This is a genomic window from Lactococcus sp. KTH0-1S (genome assembly GCF_052544945.1).
Window position 1 is genome coordinate 907,764 of record NZ_CP195165.1, and the last position, 19,808, is coordinate 927,571.

General features: G+C 31.9%; 22 protein-coding genes. 19 read left to right on the forward strand and 3 right to left on the reverse strand.

What is annotated here, in order from left to right; all coding sequences use genetic code 11:
• Nucleotides 1-134 precede the first annotated feature (134 nt).
• The 10 genes from ACRYLU_RS04475 to pnuC all read left to right on the forward strand — a co-directional run bounded on the left by ACRYLU_RS04475 (nt 135) and on the right by pnuC (nt 9,085).
• Nucleotides 135-413, forward strand: coding sequence for a hypothetical protein (locus ACRYLU_RS04475; RefSeq protein ID WP_047206451.1), 279 nt, complete (start codon nt 135-137; stop codon nt 411-413).
• 136 nt (nt 414-549) lie between these two features.
• Complete coding sequence (locus ACRYLU_RS04480; protein ID WP_260310925.1) at nt 550-2,067, forward strand: ABC transporter permease; 1,518 nt, start codon at nt 550-552, stop codon at nt 2,065-2,067.
• A 104-nt stretch (nt 2,068-2,171) separates the two neighbouring features.
• Nucleotides 2,172-2,834: an ABC transporter ATP-binding protein gene (locus ACRYLU_RS04485; RefSeq protein ID WP_260310924.1), complete on the forward strand. Its 663-nt coding sequence runs from the start codon at nt 2,172-2,174 to the stop codon at nt 2,832-2,834.
• Between the two features lie 157 nt (nt 2,835-2,991).
• On the forward strand, nt 2,992-3,867 hold the full coding sequence (locus tag ACRYLU_RS04490) for a LysR family transcriptional regulator (protein WP_012897518.1): 876 nt from the start codon (nt 2,992-2,994) through the stop codon (nt 3,865-3,867).
• A gap of 239 nt (nt 3,868-4,106) precedes the next feature.
• On the forward strand, nt 4,107-4,781 hold the full coding sequence (locus ACRYLU_RS04495) for a GTP pyrophosphokinase (protein WP_038601459.1): 675 nt from the start codon (nt 4,107-4,109) through the stop codon (nt 4,779-4,781).
• A 140-nt stretch (nt 4,782-4,921) separates the two neighbouring features.
• Nucleotides 4,922-5,266: a 50S ribosomal protein L19 gene (rplS, locus tag ACRYLU_RS04500; RefSeq protein WP_012897519.1), complete on the forward strand. Its 345-nt coding sequence runs from the start codon at nt 4,922-4,924 to the stop codon at nt 5,264-5,266.
• A gap of 297 nt (nt 5,267-5,563) precedes the next feature.
• Nucleotides 5,564-6,073 carry a cell division protein gene (locus ACRYLU_RS04505; RefSeq protein WP_445081301.1) on the forward strand — a complete coding sequence of 170 codons (510 nt, stop codon included), beginning with the start codon at nt 5,564-5,566 and terminating at the stop codon, nt 6,071-6,073.
• Nucleotides 6,066-7,394 carry a glycosyltransferase family 2 protein gene (locus tag ACRYLU_RS04510; protein WP_445081302.1) on the forward strand — a complete coding sequence of 443 codons (1,329 nt, stop codon included), beginning with the start codon at nt 6,066-6,068 and terminating at the stop codon, nt 7,392-7,394. Before ACRYLU_RS04505 ends, ACRYLU_RS04510 begins: the two co-directional genes overlap by 8 nt.
• A 223-nt stretch (nt 7,395-7,617) precedes the next feature.
• Complete coding sequence (locus ACRYLU_RS04515; protein ID WP_010905603.1) at nt 7,618-8,154, forward strand: HdeD family acid-resistance protein; 537 nt, start codon at nt 7,618-7,620, stop codon at nt 8,152-8,154.
• A gap of 199 nt (nt 8,155-8,353) precedes the next feature.
• Nucleotides 8,354-9,085 (forward strand): nicotinamide riboside transporter PnuC, encoded by a 732-nt coding sequence (gene pnuC / locus ACRYLU_RS04520; RefSeq protein ID WP_058205386.1) that lies wholly within the window; start codon nt 8,354-8,356, stop codon nt 9,083-9,085.
• Nucleotides 9,086-9,199: 114 nt separating this feature from the next.
• Here the strand turns inward: pnuC and ACRYLU_RS04525 are convergent, their stop codons facing one another.
• Nucleotides 9,200-9,355: a hypothetical protein gene (locus ACRYLU_RS04525; RefSeq protein ID WP_003131383.1), complete on the reverse strand. Its 156-nt coding sequence runs from the start codon at nt 9,353-9,355 to the stop codon at nt 9,200-9,202.
• Between the two features lie 257 nt (nt 9,356-9,612).
• On the opposite strand from ACRYLU_RS04525, the gene ACRYLU_RS04530 reads away from it, so the two are divergent.
• Both ACRYLU_RS04530 and ACRYLU_RS04535 read left to right on the forward strand, forming a co-directional pair.
• Nucleotides 9,613-10,038 carry a universal stress protein gene (locus ACRYLU_RS04530; protein WP_058205385.1) on the forward strand — a complete coding sequence of 142 codons (426 nt, stop codon included), beginning with the start codon at nt 9,613-9,615 and terminating at the stop codon, nt 10,036-10,038.
• Nucleotides 10,039-10,215: 177 nt separating this feature from the next.
• Nucleotides 10,216-10,503, forward strand: a complete 288-nt coding sequence (locus ACRYLU_RS04535; RefSeq protein ID WP_098393954.1) for an HU family DNA-binding protein — start codon at nt 10,216-10,218, stop codon at nt 10,501-10,503.
• A gap of 68 nt (nt 10,504-10,571) precedes the next feature.
• Here ACRYLU_RS04535 and ACRYLU_RS04540 read toward each other — a convergent pair whose 3' ends face one another.
• A complete protein-coding gene (locus ACRYLU_RS04540) occupies nt 10,572-11,105 on the reverse strand; it encodes a TetR/AcrR family transcriptional regulator (protein WP_003131387.1) in 534 nt (177 codons plus the stop codon).
• Nucleotides 11,106-11,269: 164 nt separating this feature from the next.
• On the opposite strand from ACRYLU_RS04540, the gene ACRYLU_RS04545 reads away from it, so the two are divergent.
• From ACRYLU_RS04545 to ACRYLU_RS04555, 3 genes are all read left to right on the forward strand, one after another.
• On the forward strand, nt 11,270-13,675 hold the full coding sequence (locus tag ACRYLU_RS04545) for a YhgE/Pip domain-containing protein (RefSeq protein ID WP_311866616.1): 2,406 nt from the start codon (nt 11,270-11,272) through the stop codon (nt 13,673-13,675).
• 184 nt (nt 13,676-13,859) lie between these two features.
• Nucleotides 13,860-14,192: a metal-sulfur cluster assembly factor gene (locus ACRYLU_RS04550; protein ID WP_003131392.1), complete on the forward strand. Its 333-nt coding sequence runs from the start codon at nt 13,860-13,862 to the stop codon at nt 14,190-14,192.
• Between the two features lie 135 nt (nt 14,193-14,327).
• Complete coding sequence (locus ACRYLU_RS04555; protein WP_445081303.1) at nt 14,328-15,302, forward strand: tyrosine-type recombinase/integrase; 975 nt, start codon at nt 14,328-14,330, stop codon at nt 15,300-15,302.
• Between the two features lie 69 nt (nt 15,303-15,371).
• On the opposite strand, the gene ACRYLU_RS04560 is transcribed toward ACRYLU_RS04555, so the two are convergent.
• A complete protein-coding gene (locus ACRYLU_RS04560; RefSeq protein ID WP_445081304.1) occupies nt 15,372-15,665 on the reverse strand; it encodes a hypothetical protein in 294 nt (97 codons plus the stop codon).
• 458 nt (nt 15,666-16,123) lie between these two features.
• Between ACRYLU_RS04560 and ACRYLU_RS04565 the strand changes: the two genes are divergently transcribed.
• From ACRYLU_RS04565 to ACRYLU_RS04580, 4 genes are all read left to right on the forward strand, one after another.
• Nucleotides 16,124-16,891 carry a hypothetical protein gene (locus ACRYLU_RS04565; protein WP_445081305.1) on the forward strand — a complete coding sequence of 256 codons (768 nt, stop codon included), beginning with the start codon at nt 16,124-16,126 and terminating at the stop codon, nt 16,889-16,891.
• Between the two features lie 587 nt (nt 16,892-17,478).
• Entirely contained in the window at nt 17,479-17,658 is a 180-nt protein-coding gene (locus ACRYLU_RS04570; RefSeq protein WP_282676065.1) for a hypothetical protein, read from the forward strand.
• Nucleotides 17,659-18,117: 459 nt separating this feature from the next.
• Nucleotides 18,118-18,294: a hypothetical protein gene (locus ACRYLU_RS04575; protein ID WP_021722697.1), complete on the forward strand. Its 177-nt coding sequence runs from the start codon at nt 18,118-18,120 to the stop codon at nt 18,292-18,294.
• A 37-nt stretch (nt 18,295-18,331) separates the two neighbouring features.
• Nucleotides 18,332-19,630, forward strand: coding sequence for a hypothetical protein (locus ACRYLU_RS04580; protein WP_445081306.1), 1,299 nt, complete (start codon nt 18,332-18,334; stop codon nt 19,628-19,630).
• Nucleotides 19,631-19,808 lie beyond the last annotated feature (178 nt).

Sequence of the window (19,808 nt, forward strand, 5' to 3'; positions counted from 1 at the left end):
TTAAAGTTAATATTTTACTGACAGAATACTCAAGAAAATATTATTTAACTTTTAGAAAAGCTTAAGTTTTACTTGGGTTGAAATTAAGTTTTAACAATTATAATCAATTTATCAAGAAAAGAAAGGATTCCAAAATGAAAAAAGTTCTTAAACTTTTAAAGGGGAAAGAAATTATTTTTGTTTCATTACTAACATTAATTGTTGGTGGAGTAGGTGGCTTTTTCATTGGTAAGGGCCAAAGTAATCAATCACAGCAAAATAATTTTCAAGAACAAATGCAACATCGCTTTGGACAAAATGGACGTAGTCCAGACACTAATAGCGGTGCGACTACGGGTGGTTCTAATAGTCAGTCAGGTAATTCAGGAACGACACAAGAAAGTAGTGACGAAAGTGGAACTGCATCAGCATAAAGGGCCAAGTGGTTTTTAAGGACGTTAAGCCAATCATTCTTTCTGTCTTTATTTTTAATAAATTGACTGACGTGCTTAAAATCGACTTACAAAAAAGAGTCTATCTATCAGAAGAAGACTCAGAAATGAGGAAAATATGGATTTTATAAGACGGGCATGGCTTTTCACTAAAGCCAAAATTGGACGGACGATACTTTTAATTGTTGCCTTTTCAGCAATTTTAATTTTTGTACTTTCAGGACTAATTATTAATAGTGCAGCTAATGTTTCTATTGATAATGCTAAAAAATCTGCTGGAGCAACCGTGTCACTCTCTGTTAACATGCAAAATGTTATCAAAGAAGCACAAAATAGTGCAACATCAAGTTCAAGTAGTAGTTCAAGTGATACTGCTGAAGCTGGTAAACGATTTAATATTGATTTACCAACGATTTCAGAAACAACTGCTGAAAAAATTGCCAAACTTGATGGTGTAAAATCAGCAAGTTTCACTTATCAGGCTCAAGCATCAGCAAGTTCTGGTATTGAAAAAGTTTCAACAAGTAGTAGTTCTTCAAGTTCATCAACAGATACGCAAGCAGCTGGTGGATTTGGTGGACGTGAAGGAGGAATGGGCGGAGCTTCCCAAGAGGACTTCACAATCAGTGGGACAAATGATTTAGCAGCAAGTACGAGCTTCACAGATTCTTATAAGATTAGTTCTGGACGTGCAATTAAGGATTCAGATGAGGGAACAAATAATGTTGTCATTGAATCAACCCTTGCTAGCCAAAACTCATTAAAAGTGGGTTCAACTTTCACAATCAAAGATAGTAATGACAAAACATATAAAATGACTGTTGTTGGTATCTATACAACAACAAGTAGCTCGACAGAAAGCTCAATTCAATACATGAATACAATGTATACTGCACTTTCTGTAGCAAATTCTATCAAAGGTACGACTGGCAAAGTATCAAATGCAACTTACAGCATGGAAAATCCTGCACAAGCAGATACTTTTGTAAAAGCTGCTAATAAATTAGTTAATGACAGTAATTTCCAAGTTTCTAAAAATGACCAAGCTTATCAAAATGTAAAATCATCATTGAATAATGTTGCAAGTTTTGCTAGAAATATTGTACTCATTGTAGCAATTGCTGGAGCAATTATCTTAGCGCTTATCGTGATGCTCATGGTTCGCGAACGTCGTTTTGAAATTGGTGTTCTGATGAGTCTTGGAGAATCAAAACTCAAAATTATTGGTCAATTTTTCTTTGAACTCTTCATGGTTATGATTGTTTCGGTTGGTATTGCATCAGCTGCTGGAAATGTAGTTGGAAATGTCGTTGGACAACAACTTTTAAAGCAAGAAACAACGCAAACAACGACAAGCACCAACAACATGCAAGGAGCTTCAGGAGAAAATGGAGGCAAAACCGAAGGTCAAAGACCATCAGGAAATGCTGGCGGATTTATGGGGCGTGCAGGTGGAGCAATTGGCTTTGGACAATCAGCTTCTGAAGCAAAAGCGCTTGAAAAATTGAATATTAAAACTTCTGTCAGTGAAATTTTACTTCTTGTTGCCATTGCGATTTTGATTACACTAATCGCTGTCGGTCTAGCAAGTATTGGAATTCTCAGATTGAATCCTAAACAAGTTTTAACAAATTGATTTCTAAGAAAAACCAGTCTAATAATTTACTGACAGCCTTCATTTTTTATCAAAAAATAATCACCAGATTCTGTCAGTAAATTTTTAAAATGAGAGGAGCAAAGATGACTCTAAAAGTTGAAAATTTAACTTATTATTATAGCAACCCCGATGACTATCTATTTAAAGATGTCACAGAAAGTTTTGAAAAAGGCACGATGTATGCCATTCTAGGACAATCCGGCTCAGGAAAAACTACTTTTCTTTCCCTGCTTGCCGGACTTGATACACCAAAATCTGGAAGTATGTCTTTTAATGATAAAACAATCAAATCAAGTAATTTAACAAATTATCGTAAAAAAACAGTAAGTACCGTTTTTCAAGCTTATAACTTACTGACCTACATGAGTGCTTATGACAACGTCAAAACAGCCGTAAAAATCTCGTCAGTAAAATTTGAAAATGAAAAAGCAGCAATAGAAGAAGCGTTGAATAAAGTAGGATTGAGCACAGACCTAATTTATAAACCTGTCAGTAAACTTTCAGGTGGTCAGCAACAAAGAGTGGCCATCGCTAGAGCCTTAGTTTTAAATCATGAGATAATTATTGCTGACGAACCCACAGGGAATCTCGATGAAGAAACAACAGCCCAAATTGTTGAACTCTTTAAAGAAATTGCTCATAAAGATAATAAAATTGTGATTCTGGTTACTCACGAAAATGAAGTTGCCAAAGCATCAGATGTTGTATTTACCCTTAAACATCGTAAATTTGAAAAGACAGCATAGAATATAAAAACCATTACAATAATTGTAATGGTTTTTTATCCAGTCAAAACAGATAAACTCAAGGTTTATGGACAATTAAACTAGAGTTGCTCAATAATACTTATGACACTAAGAATAATTACAAAATTATGTTAAAATAGCTTCTAGGAGTATAGCCATGAGTTTAAATTTAAGAGATCTTGAATATTTTTATCAATTGTCAAAATTGCGTTCTTTCACTAATGTTGCCAAACATTTCAGGGTTAGTCAACCCACTATTTCTTACGCAATCAAACGTTTAGAAACCTACTATGACTGTGATTTATTTTATAAAGATTCCTCGCATCAGGTAGTTGATTTAACTCCTGAGGGCGAACTTTTGGCAATGAGAACCAATGAAATTCTCTCTGAACTAAATCACACGAAAAAAGCTATTCATCGTTCGAGTATGAAAGATTTTAAAGTTGGTTTTCCGCCAATTATAAGTTCATATCTTCTGTCAAAGCAAGATAATTTGAACTTTTTGAATGCCTTACATATGATTTATGGTGGTTCTAATGAACTCTTGAGCCTACTTTTAAATGAAGAAATAGATTCGAGCCTTTTAGGAAGTCTAGAAAAGATTAAGCATCCCCAATTAGAAATAGAAGAACTCTTTCAAAAAGAATTTTTTATCATTATGTCGGATAGTCATCCACTAGCCAATGAAAAAGAATTAGGATTTAAAGACTTACTTAATGAAGACTTTATCTTATTGGGAGAGCATAATATCCACTTTAATGCCTTTAATCGTTTAAATGAAAAATATAATCAATCAGCTAATGTAGTTTTGAAATTAGATGATGCTCATACCATAAAAGAACTTGTCAGGAAAAATTTAGGAATCAGTCTTATGGCAGATATCCGCTTATCAGAAGATTTTAAAAATCTAGTTAAAGTACCATTTATTGAAGAAGATAAACAATTCTTTCATATTAATTATGCCTATCAAAAAAATTCTATTCTCTCTGAAAGTGAAAAAAACTTTTTAGAAATATTGAAAACATTAAAATAAATATTGCATAAGAGCATCAATGATTTGGTGCTTTTTTGATAGTAATTATTTACAGTAGAAAGCGCACAAAAAACTTTCAGGAAATGTTATAATTAGAAGTATGATGTGAATCATTTTTAGAGCAAATAGCATTATCCAGTCAAAGAAAAATATAAGGAAACTATATTATAATTTATTAATCACTAAATATTTGAGAAGAAATTAATAAGAAGATAAGACTAGATAGGAATTAAAGTAAAATGGAAAAAGATTATTTAAAAACAAGATTTGAACCAGAAGAATTTGAAAAATTAAAAAAGAAGCTTGTCAGATATGAGTGTGCTTTAGATGTTGTCAGAACTCAACTTTCTAATCTAAATACCTATTATAATAATTTTGAGGCAATCAACCCAATTGAGCATATCAAACATCGTTTAAAATCACCGGAAAGTATTGCGGGAAAGCTGAAAAAGAAAGATTTGCCTGTGACCGCCGACGCAGCTGATGAACATTTATCAGATATTGCAGGAATCCGTATTATTTGTTCTTATGCTAAAAATATCTATGAGATTGTTGAAATTATCAAAAGCCAAGAAGCTTTTACAGTTGTTAGCGAAAAAGATTATTTAAGAAACGTAAAAAAAACAGGCTATCGTAGTTATCATATGATTGTCGAAGTTAATTTAGGACATCTATTTAGTGAACAAACGTGTCGAGTTGAAATTCAGTTACGAACTTCGGCAATGGATTTTTGGGCAACGTTGGAACATAAAGTTCGTTATAAATATGATGGACAAATTCCTGAGCAACTCAGTGGCGAACTACAAAATTGTGCAGAGCAAATTCATGCACTAGATGAGAGAATGTATCTTATTCATAAAGTTTTGGATATGATTAATCAGTCTGAAGTTGATATCGAACAAATTGGTTACTGATAAAACTAAAAAAAGAACTTGTCAAAGGATGGATAATCTGTTATACTTATTGAGTATGTTTTTTGCATACTAATAAAACTGTTCATCCGCTGAGCTTAATTTGCTAGATGCTGCTTAATGATGGGCAAGAGGAGAAAAAAATGAACCTTATCGAATCTATCAACGCTGCGCAACTCCGCACTGATATCCCTGACTTCCGTCCTGGTGACACTGTACGTGTTCACGCAAAAGTTGTCGAAGGAACTCGCGAACGTATCCAAATGTTCGAAGGCGTTGTTATCGCTCGTAAAAACTCAGGAATTAACGAAACTTACACTGTTCGTAAAATCTCAAACGGTGTTGGTGTAGAACGTATCTTCCCAGTTCACACTCCACGTGTTGAACAAATCGAAGTTATCCGTCACGGTAAAGTACGTCGTGCGAAACTTTACTACCTCCGTGCACTCACAGGTAAAAAAGCTCGTATCGCTGAACGTCGTCGTTAAGATACACCAGTTTAACCGCTCTATTGAGCGGTTTTTTTATTTGTAAAGATTTATTTGCCATGCTAAAAGATTTAAGGATATTGTTTTATTGAATCTACTGAGCCGATTTAATGAAGTAGTTAATAATTTAAAACAGAAGAAGTTGAATAATAAGAGCCGTTTGATAATTTATCAGGACGGCTTTTTTTGTATTAAAATAATTACGCTTATGATGGATTTTGAAGGGGAAAAATGCGATAATTGGTTAAATGTATTTTATAATGTACAACGCTATTAAAAAGTTCAGAAAGGACTGAAATGAAAAAAAATATCAGCCGAGAAGAAGCAAAGAAATCTTTAGTCTATGACCCTTGTTTTGAAAAAGGCCATTATGGGAGTAAAATTTTTCAAACTATAATTGCTCTTTTAGGATGGTGTGGTGTTGTCATTCCATTTTTATGGATTAGTTTTCCCTTTGTTTTTCCAAATAGAGCAGATCTTAATCATATCATTGTTTATAGAGAAGAAAAAACTACACTTCTATTTCTTTTCATTTTTCTCTCTTTATCATTTGTTTTCCTGGCTATTTTATATATCATCTTAACTTTTTGGAATAATTATCGTTTTAAACATTTTCTACAAAAAGAAAAGCAGTACGATGCTGAACGTGTCGATGTAAGACGAAAATTAATTAATCAAGCTTATGATGAACGATTTGGCACAAAAGATTTTCGCCATAATGTTTGTTTTTATTCGGTCAAAGAAGAGCAAAATTTGGAAACAGATTTTGTGAAAAAACTTTATCAGAAGGGAGGAAACAATGATTAGCTTTGTTCAAACAGGAAATGGCATTGTTGACTTTATTCTGACATTGTTATTTCTGGTGTTAATTACTTACCCAATTTTAGGTGGATTCGCCTGGTTTATTGGTGTCTTATGTTATAGCTTTTTGTTCAAATATAAGCAGAAGGATTGGGATAATATTCCAGTAGAAGTTGAACCTTTTGTTACTATAATGGTTCCAGCTCATAATGAAGAAATAGTCATTGAAGATACACTTAATTATTTAATGACAAAAATTAATTATGAAAATTATGAGGTTCTAGTTACTGATGATGGTTCAACGGATCAAACTCCCGAAATTTTAAAAGAATTACAAGAAAAATATGATAAATTGCGCGTGATTAGAATTGAAAAAAATAAAGGAAAAGCGCATGCCTTTAATATTGGTTTAGGATTTGCAAAAGGAGAACTAGTTTTAAGCAACGATGCAGACACTGTTCCAGAACCTGATTCTTTAAATCGCTATATCAATTATTTCATTCGACAAGATTCTACTAACATCTCAGCAGTAACAGCTAACATGGATGTTCAGAATCGTGCAAAATTGATTGCAAAATCTCAAACAATTGAGTTTTCTAGTATTGTAGGAATTATTAAACGGACTCAACTTGGTGTGCTAGGGAGTATTTATGCCTACAGTGGTGCAAATACGATGTATCGAAAAGATGCCTTGATTGATGTAGGTTTGTTTCGACAAGATAGAGCCACAGAAGATATTAGTATTGCTTGGGATCATCAAATGGACGGTTGGTTATCCTTATTCGCGCCTCGTATTATGTTCTTTATGGAGGTCCCAGAATCTCTGAAAATGCTCTATCGTCAAAGGAAACGGTGGGCCAAAGGTGGAACAGAGGTTTGGTTGACTAATTTTAAAAAAGTATTTTTACACCCTTTTGACAATGTTGGCCGAACAATTATGTTTATTGACCAAAGTTTCAGCATTATCTGGTCATTCTTTTTCTGGATTTCGTCAGCAATTTTTATCTGGTCTTTATTTCATTTTGCCATTACCGGAAACTTAGAACGTATTTATCACATGTTAACGATGGCCTTTCTCTTTGTTTGCTTTGAAATGATTTCGGGAACTTTTCAATTAGTCGCTTCATTAATAGTTGATGACCGTGGAAGAAAAGTAAAATATCTATTATTTGCTCCACTTTATATGCTTTTTTACTGGGTAATGAATGCACTAACCATTGTAACAACTTTTGTTCCAGCAGTAAAAACTATTCTAGGTTTAGGGTCTGGAACCTGGAAAAGTCCGGAGCGTAAAGGGATAAAAGTGACAAATAAAAAAGATAATTGAAATTACTAACAATAAAAATTTGATTTTATGTCTTATCATTTGAAAATTTTTGAGGAGTTTAAGTACTCTTTTTTTTTATTAATTTTTTTAAGAAAACTAATAAAAAAATAATGACTTGTTTAAAGATAAAGAAGCGTAATTTTTTAATCATCAAGGACAAGATAATGTATTCATTATGTTATAATTAAATGAGAATTAAAGAATATTTTTTGGAGGTAAAGTTATGTTAACAGATTTTGAAAAACTTCGACGCGGAGTCGGATTTAGTGGAATAATTTCAATTATTATTGGTTTATTGATATTATTCTTACCTACAAAAACAGCAGCTATTGTCGCAGCTCTTGTAGGAGTAGCACTCGTAATTATGGGTGTCATTTATATTGGAGCAAATTTAGTCAAAAGAAGTGAAGAAAAAGGAAATTTCTGGAGAATTTCTCATCTCTTGCTGGGTTTTATCTACTTATTTGCAGGAATTTTTGTCTTTTCAGATTTGAATGCAGCCGCAGAATCACTATTTGTCCTTATTGGTATCTTTGTGGGGATTAGTTGGATTGTGGATGGAATTGTAACTCTTACAGTTTTAACTAATTTCAATAGTAAATTCTGGGGAATTTTCTTAAGTGTAATTAGTATCATTGCTGGTTTTACTTTAGTATTTTCTCCACTTTGGGGAGGGGTAACTTTGTGGTTACTTCTTGGAATTGAATTTTTAATTGTTGGGTTCATCAAAATGATTCACTATTACAGATGGGATAAATAGAAACGAAAAGGCCGATGAATATCGGCTTTTTTTTATTTATGCAACTTTATTAGAGATAAATAAAATTTTTATGGAACAAAATTGATAATGATTGGTCTCAAAAAAATCTAAAGAATATATTTGGAAGCGTCTGACAATTTTTTATTCGTGATATAATTTTTAATGGACGTTTTTTGACGTTCTTAGATTGGGGATGAGAATGAAAAATTATCTCAAATGGCTCAAAGATGAGCTAAAATCAATTAATACAGCCGGAAGCATCATGCTTTCGTTTATCATAGGAGTACAGTTGGCTTTCTTTTTAACGTCAACAATTACGGTCTTATCAGTTATCACATTGATTGCTACCTTAATGGGGTCGGCATGTACAGTTTACATGATGATTGGAAAACCAATTAATGGTCTTTTGGGGCTGATTAGTGCTTTTGGTTATATTTATATTAACTGGACTGCTGGTCACTATGCCTCCGTTTTAGATCAAATTGTTTTTGTTTTGCTGATTGACTTGCCATTGATTTTCACTTGGAAAACTTGGGGACATCGAATTGAAAATGGGGTCAAATTCATGAAGACAAAAGGATGGATTTTGACAATCCTCAGTATGTTGGTTCTTTGGTGGCCAATTACAGTCATTTATACAAAACTTGGAGACACCAATCCTTTATGGGATGCTATTACTTTAATTATTGGAGCTGCGGCTTCAATCTTGGTTGTTAGAGGTTATGGGGATAGTTACTCACTTTGGCTCTTATCTGATGTGGTCATGATTATTTTATGGGCAACAGCACTTATGGATGGCTATTCTGCAAGTTCTTTAGCAATGCTTCTAACAATTACTTTCTATTTGGTTACTTCTTTATATGGAAAATTCTTTTCGATTTGGAAGAATGAAAAAAAGGCAAGTGGAGAAGTAGTAACTGAGAGAAACTAAAAAGGGAGTTGCTCATTGAGCAGCTTTTTTTATTTAAAGTATAACAAAAGCACCTACTCTCAAAATTAAAGTAGATGCCTTTATCGATTGGGATACTCGCCCATTTTTTTCTCCTTAAACTAATTGTTCTAAGTTTTGTACAGCTTCTTCAATAGTATCTCCAGCACCATAAATATTTGAATCATTTACAAGTGATGCTCTAAAGATATTATGAGAAGTATCTAGAGTTACTGTATATTGGAAAAATTTGTTTTTGTTAGTGAATGTCATAGTACATTCTCCTTTCTTTATTTATTATACGAAAGGGAACCAAATTGGTTCATAACGAAATTCCAACTAAATTGTAGCATAAAGAAATCAGAATATCAAAAAAAGTGATCTAATATTTTCATAAAATTATATTTTTACTTCTAAGTAAAATTGGAAAAGAAGTCTCAAAAATAAAAGTTTCTTCTAAAAATATAGTGAGTGTTTAGTTGGACTTCTTAAATATTTTATCATAGAATATAGTAAAGGAGGCGTTTACAATGAGAGATGAATACAAGAAAATTTTAGTTGCAGTTGATGGCTCTGACCAATCGAAAGAAGCAATTCATGAAGCAGTCGCCATTGCCAAAAGAAATAAAACTTCATTATTTGTTTTACATGTTAAAGATGAAACAAGACTTCGGGGAACTCCTTATGCTTTGGCAATTAATTTGGATGATTTAGAAACAGAATCTAAAGAAATTATTGCTGAAGTTGAGGCTCTGATTAATGATGAAGTTGAGTTTGAAGTCCATGCCTTTACAGGGAATCCAAAGAAAGAAATCATTAATTTTGCAAAGCAATATGAATTGGATTTGATTGTGGTCGGTTCAAATGGTAAGGGATTATTAGACAGGATGCTAGTCGGTTCGACGACAAGTTATGTTGTTAATCATGCACCTTGCAATGTTATGGTTGTAAAATAACCAAAAAATCTTGGCGTAAGCTAGGATTTTTTATGAAGATTTATATGATGGCAAAAGAATTCACTAGAGTTAGTAAAGAAAAGGATGATAGGGGAATGTAGAAGATAGGAGCAATGAGTTAATGGCGTCAAAACAGGAGTTAATATTATGTAGAGCAGACGGTACAGAACTTTCAAAGTGAATGCAGCAAAGGCAATCAATGTCTTTGCTGCATTCACTTCCTATATTTCTGAAGGGACTCCCGTGCATATTTCAAATTTTGGAACTTTTGAAGTTCGTAAACGTGCAGCCAGAGTCAGTCATGATGTTCATTCAAGAGAAAAAATTTTAGTAGATGAACAAAATATTCCGGTATTTAGAGCTGGAAAAGCTTTAAAATTGGCTACGAAACAAGAACTATCTGATGAGGATATGGTGATTGAAACATTAAGCAATATGATTTTGGAAGTTCAGCATCATGATTAACACCTGTTAATGGCTATTATTTTCCAAATAGAATGATAAAAAAACGATTCTTCTAAAAGAACCGTTTTTTAATTGATGAGCTCAACTAATAGATTAGCAATTTGAGTGGGTGTTTCCTTTTGCTTTCGACGAATCCACGATTGAGTAGTTCCAAAAATAGCATTAGCATAGTAGGTTGTCGCATAAATTTCCCCTAATTTTCCTAATTTAAGATGTTTAGATTGAGGGAAAAAGGAACTTTGAATAAGTTCTTTGAGTTTTTGCAACATAAACTGGTGGATTTCTTTGCTACCATTTTCCGAAAGAAGAGCGGCATAGATTTGATTTCCTTTTAGAAATTCAAAAGTTTCAAGCATCGTTGCATGAATATTTCCGTTATTTTTTTCAAAGACATATTGAATAGTCTCAAAAAGTCGACGTTGATAGGCTTCAATCATGTCATATTTATCTTGATAATGAGTATAAAAACTACTACGACTAACTTTAGCTAATTTCACAAGTTCAGTCGTTGAAATTTGGTCAAAAGATTTCTCGCCTAAAAGTTGAATCATGGCATCTCGTAATTGAAGTTTTGTACGATCTTTTCTACTGTCATTAGACATTTAAAGGGGGACCTCCGTTCTTTTTAGAATGTAAGTGCTTTATTTGGACAGATTTAAAAATCTGTCCAAAACTGAATGGATAATAATTGTCAAATTTTCTAAAAAGTTTATAATACGTATTGTAACAGTTTTTGGACGTGTTGTCCATAAAGAAAGGGGAAAAGATGTTAAAAAAAGAATGGCAAGCCATTTTAAAGCACAAATTTTTTATTATTGTTATTATCGCTTTGGCACTTGTACCAGCAATTTATAACTATATTTTCTTAGGTTCTATGTGGGATCCTTATGGTAAATTGAATGACTTACCAGTAGCGGTTGTGAATTTGGACAAGACGTCTGAATTGAACGGTAAAAAATTCAAACTTGGTGATGATGTCATTGCTGAAATGAAAAAATCAAAGGATTTAGATTATCATTTTGTTTCGGAGGATAAAGCTTCTAAAGGGATAAAAAAAGGTGATTATTACATGGTTATCACTTTCCCAGAAAATTTTTCAGAAAATGCAACGACTTTAATGAATAAGAAACCAAAAACGGTCCAGTTAGATTATCAAACGACACGTGGTCATAACTATATTTCATCTAAAATGAGCGAAAGTGCGATGAATCAGCTTAAATCAGAGGTTTCTAAGAATATCACAGAAACTTACACCAAAGAAATTTTTGCTAAGCTTGGTGATATGAAGTCAGGAATGAAAGAAGCTTCTGACGGTTCAAATAAATTGGCTGATGGAACTTCTTCAGCATTGAATGGTTCAAAAGAATTAAGTAGTAATTTGAATACTTTATCTTCATCAAGTTTAACTTTTACTGACGGCGCAAATAGTTTGAGTTCAGGCTTAAATAAATACGTATCAGGAGTGAATCAAGCTGCCAATGGGGGAGAACAACTTTCTTCTGGTGCTGACCAATTTGTCAGTGGAACGCAACAATTAGCAGCAGGTACACAAACGCTGGCTGATAAATCAAAAGAGCTGTCAGCAGGAATTTCACAAATTTCTCAAGGGTCAGAAGCGGTGAGTCAATTGCAAGCAGGTACTCAAAGTTTGTCAGCTGGTTTGAACGAACTGGCTCAAAAAACAGACTTACCAGAAGATAAGAAAGCAAATATTACAACAGTACAAAATGGTTTGAACGAATTGAATGGACAATTGCAAAATGCGAAGGTTGATTCAACAACTGTCACTTCTGTGAAGAGTAATTTAGAGGAATTGTCAAAAAATCTAGAACAACTGGAAACTATTCAAGTAACAGAAGAGCAAAAAGCAGTTGCTTCTACAAGTGCTTTTACTAGTGGAAGTCTGACTGTGGATCAAAAAAATGAAATACTAGCTGCTATACAAAATTCAGCTAATAGTAGTGCAGTCCAAACAAATTTAAATTCAATTAAGAATAATGTGACATCGGTTGAAACAGGCTTAACTGCTGTGGAACCACTTTTAACAGAAGTTCCACAATTGAAAGCTTTAGTTCCAGGCGCAAGTCAAATAATTGCTGACCTTTCAGGTGGTTTGAACGAAGTAAACACTAATGTAAACACAAAATTTATTCCTGGTATCAATCAGTTAAATGCTGGTTTGACGAATTTTAATGACCAGTTAACTTCTGGAAGTCAAAAATTAACTTCTGGTTTTGCCCAATATGCTGACGGAGTTAATCAAGCAAACGCTGGCGCTCAACAATTAGCAAGTAAATCAAAAGATTTACAAAGTGGAACAATGCAATTAGTTTCTGGATTGTCACAATTACAAGCGAATGGTTCAACTTTAACTTCAGGTTCAAATCAATTGGTAGGGGGTGCTCAACAAATTTCCTCTGGTTCACAACAATTGGCAAATGGAGGTTCAAGTTTAACAAGTGGTTTGGGAACGCTAAATACGGGTGCTAATAACTTGTCAACAGCTTTAACCAAAGCAGATGATACTCTCTCAGCAACTAATAATTCTAATGAAAATGCTAAAAAAGTAGCTGCACCGTTGAAACTTAAACATACTGACCATGACAATGTACCAGAAAATGGTGCAGGAATGACACCATACATGATTAATGTTGCTCTCTTTATTGGTGCCCTTGCGACAAATGTTGTGATTGGAATTGGTTTCTCAGGTGAAAAATGGAAATCTGGTCGCGAATTTATGTTGGCGAAAATTGGTACAAATGGTTTGGTAGCACTTTTACAAGGAATCATCGTCTGGGGAGCAGTTGCTCTTCTTGGATTGAGGCCAAATCATTTGTGGGAAATGTTGTTGTCAGTACTTTTAATCAGCTTCGCTTACATGGCAATCAATACTTTCTTCTTAACGGCTCTAGGTAAGATTGGTGAATTCCTTATGATTGTAGTCTTAGTTCTACAACTGGCGACGAGCGCAGGAACTTACCCCTTACAACTGGCGCCTAAAATATATCAAGTCATCAGTCCTTGGTTACCAATGACTTATGGTTTAAAAATGTTACGCGAAACCATTGGTTTGAATGGAGCAATTTTACCAGAAGCAATTCTATTTGTGGTTATTATCGCTCTCTTTACTTTCATGTTGAGTTTCTTCAAGAAATTCTCGCGTTTTGCATAAAATAAATTACTGACAGAAAATTTTATGAATAAATTTTTCTGTCAGTAATTTTTTATCTAGAAATTTTAAAATAAATTTGGTAAAATAAAGCTGTAAAAAGAATTTGACAATTTGGATTTGTCCTAGAAAGCACATTCGTTCAACCTTTAAAGTTTTGCTTTTTATGACAGCCTAAGGAGATAAAATGGCAGATAAATACACAGAAGAGCAAGTGAATGAAATCAAGGACAAAATTCTCTCTGCCCTTGAAAACGTCATTGACCCAGAGCTTGGGATTGATATTATCAACCTCGGATTAGTTTATGAAATTAGCTTTGAAGATAACGGATTTACAGAAATTAAAATGACATTGACAACAATGGGTTGCCCTTTGGCTGACCTTTTGACTGAACAAATTCATGATGCTTTGAAAGAAGTGCCAGAAGTTGGTGAAATCAAGGTGAACTTGGTTTGGTATCCAGCATGGACAGTTGATAAAATGAGTCGTTATGCCCGTATTGCTTTGGGGATTCGATAGGCTTCTATCACTGGATTTAAGAGGGGGATGATAGAGGTTTTAATATCTTAAAAAGTACATTTAGTACGGTATCCCAGCCCTTTTTGAAAAATTATTTATTGTTGTTAAATCTACTAAAAAATAGAGGAAAACAACATGGAAATTTCAATCCAATCAGCAATTCAAGAAATGCTTTTTGATAATAAAGCAAGAGGGCTTTCAAAAAATACAATTATATTCAGAGAAAAAACATTGAGGATTTTCTCTGTTTTTTTGTGCCAAAATGATATTTTAAATATTAATGAAATCAAACCAATTCACATAAAAAAATATTTAGTTGATAGATTAGAATGTGGTTACTCTGAGACAACTGTTAATGGTCATTTAAGGGTTATTAGGGCACTATTTTCATATTGTATTAATGAAGAATACATTAGGTATGAGGAAGCGCCTATACACCGTGTTAAATGGATTAAAGAGAAGAAGACGATTGTAAATACATTTACAGATTCAGAGATAAAAACAATGCTCCAATATACCAGAAAAAGAACCTTTAATACCATCAAGAAAACTGGGAAGGGACGAACTGGATTTTGTACAAAATTTGTGAATGAGAGAAATTACTTGCTGTTACTTATACTTACAGATACTGGTATGAGGATAAATGAAGCATTGAGTCTAAAATTAGAAAATATTAATGATTCTCAAATTATCATAAAAAGTGGTAAAGGGAAAAAAGATAGAATTGTTCATTGTTCACCCCTTGTTTACAAACAACACCTGAAATATGTTAGAGCAAAAGAAAATTATTTTTCAAGTAATGGGATAATTCCCCTCGAAAATGTATTTGTAACTAAATTTGGAAAAAAATATGATTATAGGCTAGCCGAAAAAGAAATATATAAAATAGGAAAAGCGGTGAACATTCGTGACAGTATCCGTATCTCACCTCATACATTTAGACATTATTTTGCTCAAAAATTAGTACGTGAGAACGTTGATATATACATGATTCAAAAATTACTGGGACACGCTAGCATCAAGACTACTGAGATTTATCTTAGAAGTTTAAATATCGAGAATGAAATTAAGAAAGTCATTAAATACAGTCCTTTACAGAATTTAGACTGAAAAAAATGTAGATAGAAAAACCTCCTGTTGATTAGCAGGAGGTTGGTTGGTATTTTTTATATGGTCTATTTAAATTTTAAGTTCCGACAGGTTCGGTACGCTTAGTTCATAAACATCTTTAGCTGACAAAGTATGATTTTCGATTGATAAACTGCCATCTTTGGAGATTTCTAAACCTTGCCCAGTACCTGAAAGTGAGGATAGGCTTGCTCCCCATGCTGAAAACATATTTTTTAATATACTATTTTTTTCAACAAAATCTTTAGAGTTGTTAGTTCCAAGAAAACGAATCTCTTTGTTGTCAAAAAACAACTTCAATCGGAGGTTGGGCATCAATTCGGCTTTTACTAATTTAGGTATCATAAATCATCTCCTTTGATATTTTTTACAATTATTATAGCGTTTTCAAAACTGAAAGTCAATATTATTTATCAGTAATAGTAAAATATTTATAATTTATCAACTACACAAATTTACTTACAAAAGCTGACAAATGAACAATTAATAAGTAAGGCTGTCAAATTCAGTCCATTAAAACATTTAAAATAATATATCTTACAGAACATAATTTTAAACTTAACTATAACTTAATATATAAAATTATGTTTTTCTGATATACTAAATATATTATGAAATTATAGTTAATATCTAATAAATAAATTTAAGGAGTAACTCATGAGAAAGCTTACCAGTATTGGAGTTATTGCTTTATGTGAAATATCACTGAGTGCTTATTCTCAGGATAAAGACTCAGCTGAAACAAAAAGTACTACACAGAGCACAGTAAGAAATTTAATATAATTATTGGTTGAAAGGAAAAAATGAAAACGATAATTAAAAATAAAAAAATAGCCATAATTATTGCAATAATAGTTGTCTTAGGCACTATACTGTTAGGAGCATACCATCAATCAGTAAGCAGATATTCTTCTAAAATTGCTGTACAGATTGATAATGTTGAAAAATTGTCTGAAAACAATTTTGCACCACAAAATCATGTTAATGATTATGGTCAATGGATTGTATTGTCTAAAAATGCGAATAATAAGTCAAATTTATTTCAAATGATAAAAATGACTAGGGAATATGACAAAAAATTCTCTAAGGATGAATCTGAGGCTAAGAAAAACGAAAAAAAAATAACAGACGAAGTAAATAATAAATGGATAGAAATATATACACAATCCATGCTTAAAGCATCAGAATCAGAGTCTTATGGCAATAAAATCACTAAAGTCTGGAGAGATGCAATTTTTGAAAATTATGCCACTGTAAATGGAAAAAACTATACTGATTTTAAAGATGCTATCCATGCTTTTCAGACACAGTATAGTAATGAGTTTAGTGAATTGAATAGTTTCTTTCAAAACAATATTGACTCTGCAAACAACCTTTCGGAATTAATAAGAAAATATTTTCCAGAAAAATCAAATAGAGCTGATGATTTAGAGGAGTTCGCTCAGGATGTTTTTAATTTCAATGATGAAGCTATAAATCCATCTGGTTCATATTCAACTCGTTCATCTAAATTGAGCGAGTTAGATACTAAGGCTTTATCTAGTTCTAAAACTGTTGGAATGATTTTCTAAAAAGAGTTCTGTTATAAAGTTTAACAGATAATTCTTACTTAATTGTAAGAGTTTTTTTATTATCATAAACTAAAATAATCAATTTTTATATGTTAATGGAGGAAGGGGTAATTGAACGATATCGAAAGACAACTTTCTCAGACATGGGTAATTGTTTTATTGGAGATATTGCTTTTGTTTATGAGGAAAACGTTGTGAGTCTTTCATAAGGTGATATTCTCATAGAGATTACTAAGACAAGACTAGAAAAACTAATCTTTGGAAAATAAGAGTGTATAGTCTTTTTGGTATCTATCAAAAAGTACTAGATTATACATGCTTTTTTGATATATATCATTAACTTGACAAATGATACAAATTATGATATAATGGTAGCATAAAGTTAATTTAGACTCATAAAAGAAAATTAACTAAAAAAATTAACATTAACATAAAACTAAACATAAAACTAAACATAAAATAAACGTAAAATATTTTAGTAGTCCAGCCATTCTTTGGTTAGTCTTATATAAATATATTTTTTTGGGTTATTTTATGTTTTTTTGTTTCTATAATTTCTACAATAAAAAGAAAGCAGGTAAAAAAATATGACAACTTGGACAAACGAGATGAAAAAATCAGGACTAGTTGTCAAAAGTTATACATTATATGACCCAAACAAAAATATTTTACTTTACCATTCTTTTAAATTTAATGAACAGCAAAATAAAGCTGTGAATCGTGAAATTATGAAATACAGAAAAAAATATAATTTAAAAGTTGATTAATAATAAGGTAAAAAGAGACACGGTTTGAAAAGCTGTGAGCTATCGCTCACTCTGTCGCTTTTCTGGCACCGTCTACTCATTTCGCGAGACAAGCTCGTTCAAATCGTAGGACATGACTTTTCAGTTTTTAATGGAATACGGTTTTTTCCTATTAAATAATATATATAAGGTTATAACTAAGTCCTCTTTAAAATTAATAATAAATAGTTTTAAAGTATACATATCCGTTACCTTACTTAATTTCTTTTAAGGCAACAGACTTGTACACTTTAAAATATTTTAAAAACTTATTAATTTAGAAGACTAACAAAATTTGTCCTACGAATTGAACAGGCTCTGACTGTGAAATGAGTAGACGACGCCAGAAAAGCGCCCAAAGGCTTTAGCCTAGCTTTTCAAGTCGCAATCTTTTGACCTTGTGGTTATAAATATAAAAGAAAAAAATGAAAGGAAATAGAAATGGAAGATTTAAAAAAAGATATATATGTTTGCTACAGTACGAGACAATTTGATTATATCTATAGAGTTAAAAGTATAAATTATATTATTACTGGGCTTCATGTGAAAACAAAACAGCAGTTTTGGGCTTTTAAAAGAGATGAAGCGTTAAATAATGCACTAGCTAGTTACAAATAAAAATATTATTTAAAAATTATAAAGGATGGTTAAATTTATGAAATTAGAAATATCAGAATCTATTGAGGTGGATACAAAAAAACTTATTGAAGAATATGGTCAATTATTAACAGAAAGTTCAAAGCAATCTATAATTAAAAATAATTATAAGTTCAAAGGACTTACAACAGTTAAAGATTCAGTAATCGCTCAACTTGAAAATCAGTTTGAATCAGTTAAAGTTATTTCAAAAAAAGGTCGCTATGGTGGAACTAGCTTTAAACTTAAAGGATTTAAAGGTGTGGTTGAATATAATCCTTATAAAAATAATGGTGGTCAGTCTTTAGATTGGACAAACGAAATTCTTGTTATTCGTGAATTGATTAATCAAGAGGTGGCTCTTGGTCAGAATGAAAATTTTTATAAAGGGTTTACAGTAAATCAGCTTTTCGAAAAAATGGTTGGCTTTAACAAATATAAAATAAAAGCTATTGCTAAAGAAGAGGTTTCAAAGCATCGTATTTTTACATTAGCAGGCAAGCAAAAAGAGGATGAATCTGGTCTTAGAGATACTGTAAACAATCTAGTTAGAAATCAAAGACATATATATATGTCTTTGATTGAAGAAGAACTCTCAAAAACTAATCATAGAATTAGTTATTTAGATTCAAATAGAAATAAGATAGATGCTGAAAAATATGAAGAATACATGATTTTTAAAAAAGAAGTAGAAACAAAAATTAAAGCTGAAAACAATAGACTTAAGGAATTGAAAAACAAATATTTTAAGCTTGGTCAAAGTACTAAGGATTTTGATATTAAAAATGAAGTCCAATTGGTAAAAGAGGTTGATAATGCAGTTCAAGAAAAATTTGGCTTTAAATATGCTTATAGATTGTTTAATGTGTTTGATGAGATTCAAGTTGGTGGAGAAGGAGATATTGATAAGGTCAGAGAAAATTATTTCAACCGTATTATGAAAAACGCTAGTAGTTCACAAAAAAATCATCAACAAACAGAAGAAATAAATTATTCTGAGAAACCTTTTTATAGATTGGTTCATGCTGGATTGTATGTAGAAGTGATGAAATCAATTTTCTCTAAACTAGTAAATTTTGAATCTAAGACTGAATCTAATACGGGTGATGTGCTTGATAATTCAGTTGCAGAAGACGATGATGAAGCATACCAAGAGTTTTTATTTAACGTTGCACAGTATGAAGCAGAACAAGAAGAACACGATTATTTTTATAATCAAGATTATTATGTTGATGTTGAAAGAATTTTACATGAAATGAAAAATCCATTGTCAGATGAAGAATGTGAAGAGAGATATAAAGAATTGTTTGAATATTAATAGAAATTAGGAGAAAATAATATGAACAAACTCAAAAAATTACAAGAGTTGCAAGCTGAATCAGATAAACAAGCAGAGTTAATGAGTACACTTGAGGCAAGACTTGGACTAATAGAAAATAAACAGATATAAAAAGAAATTTATTTTTAAAATAGTATCGTTCTTTCTGATTTGGAAT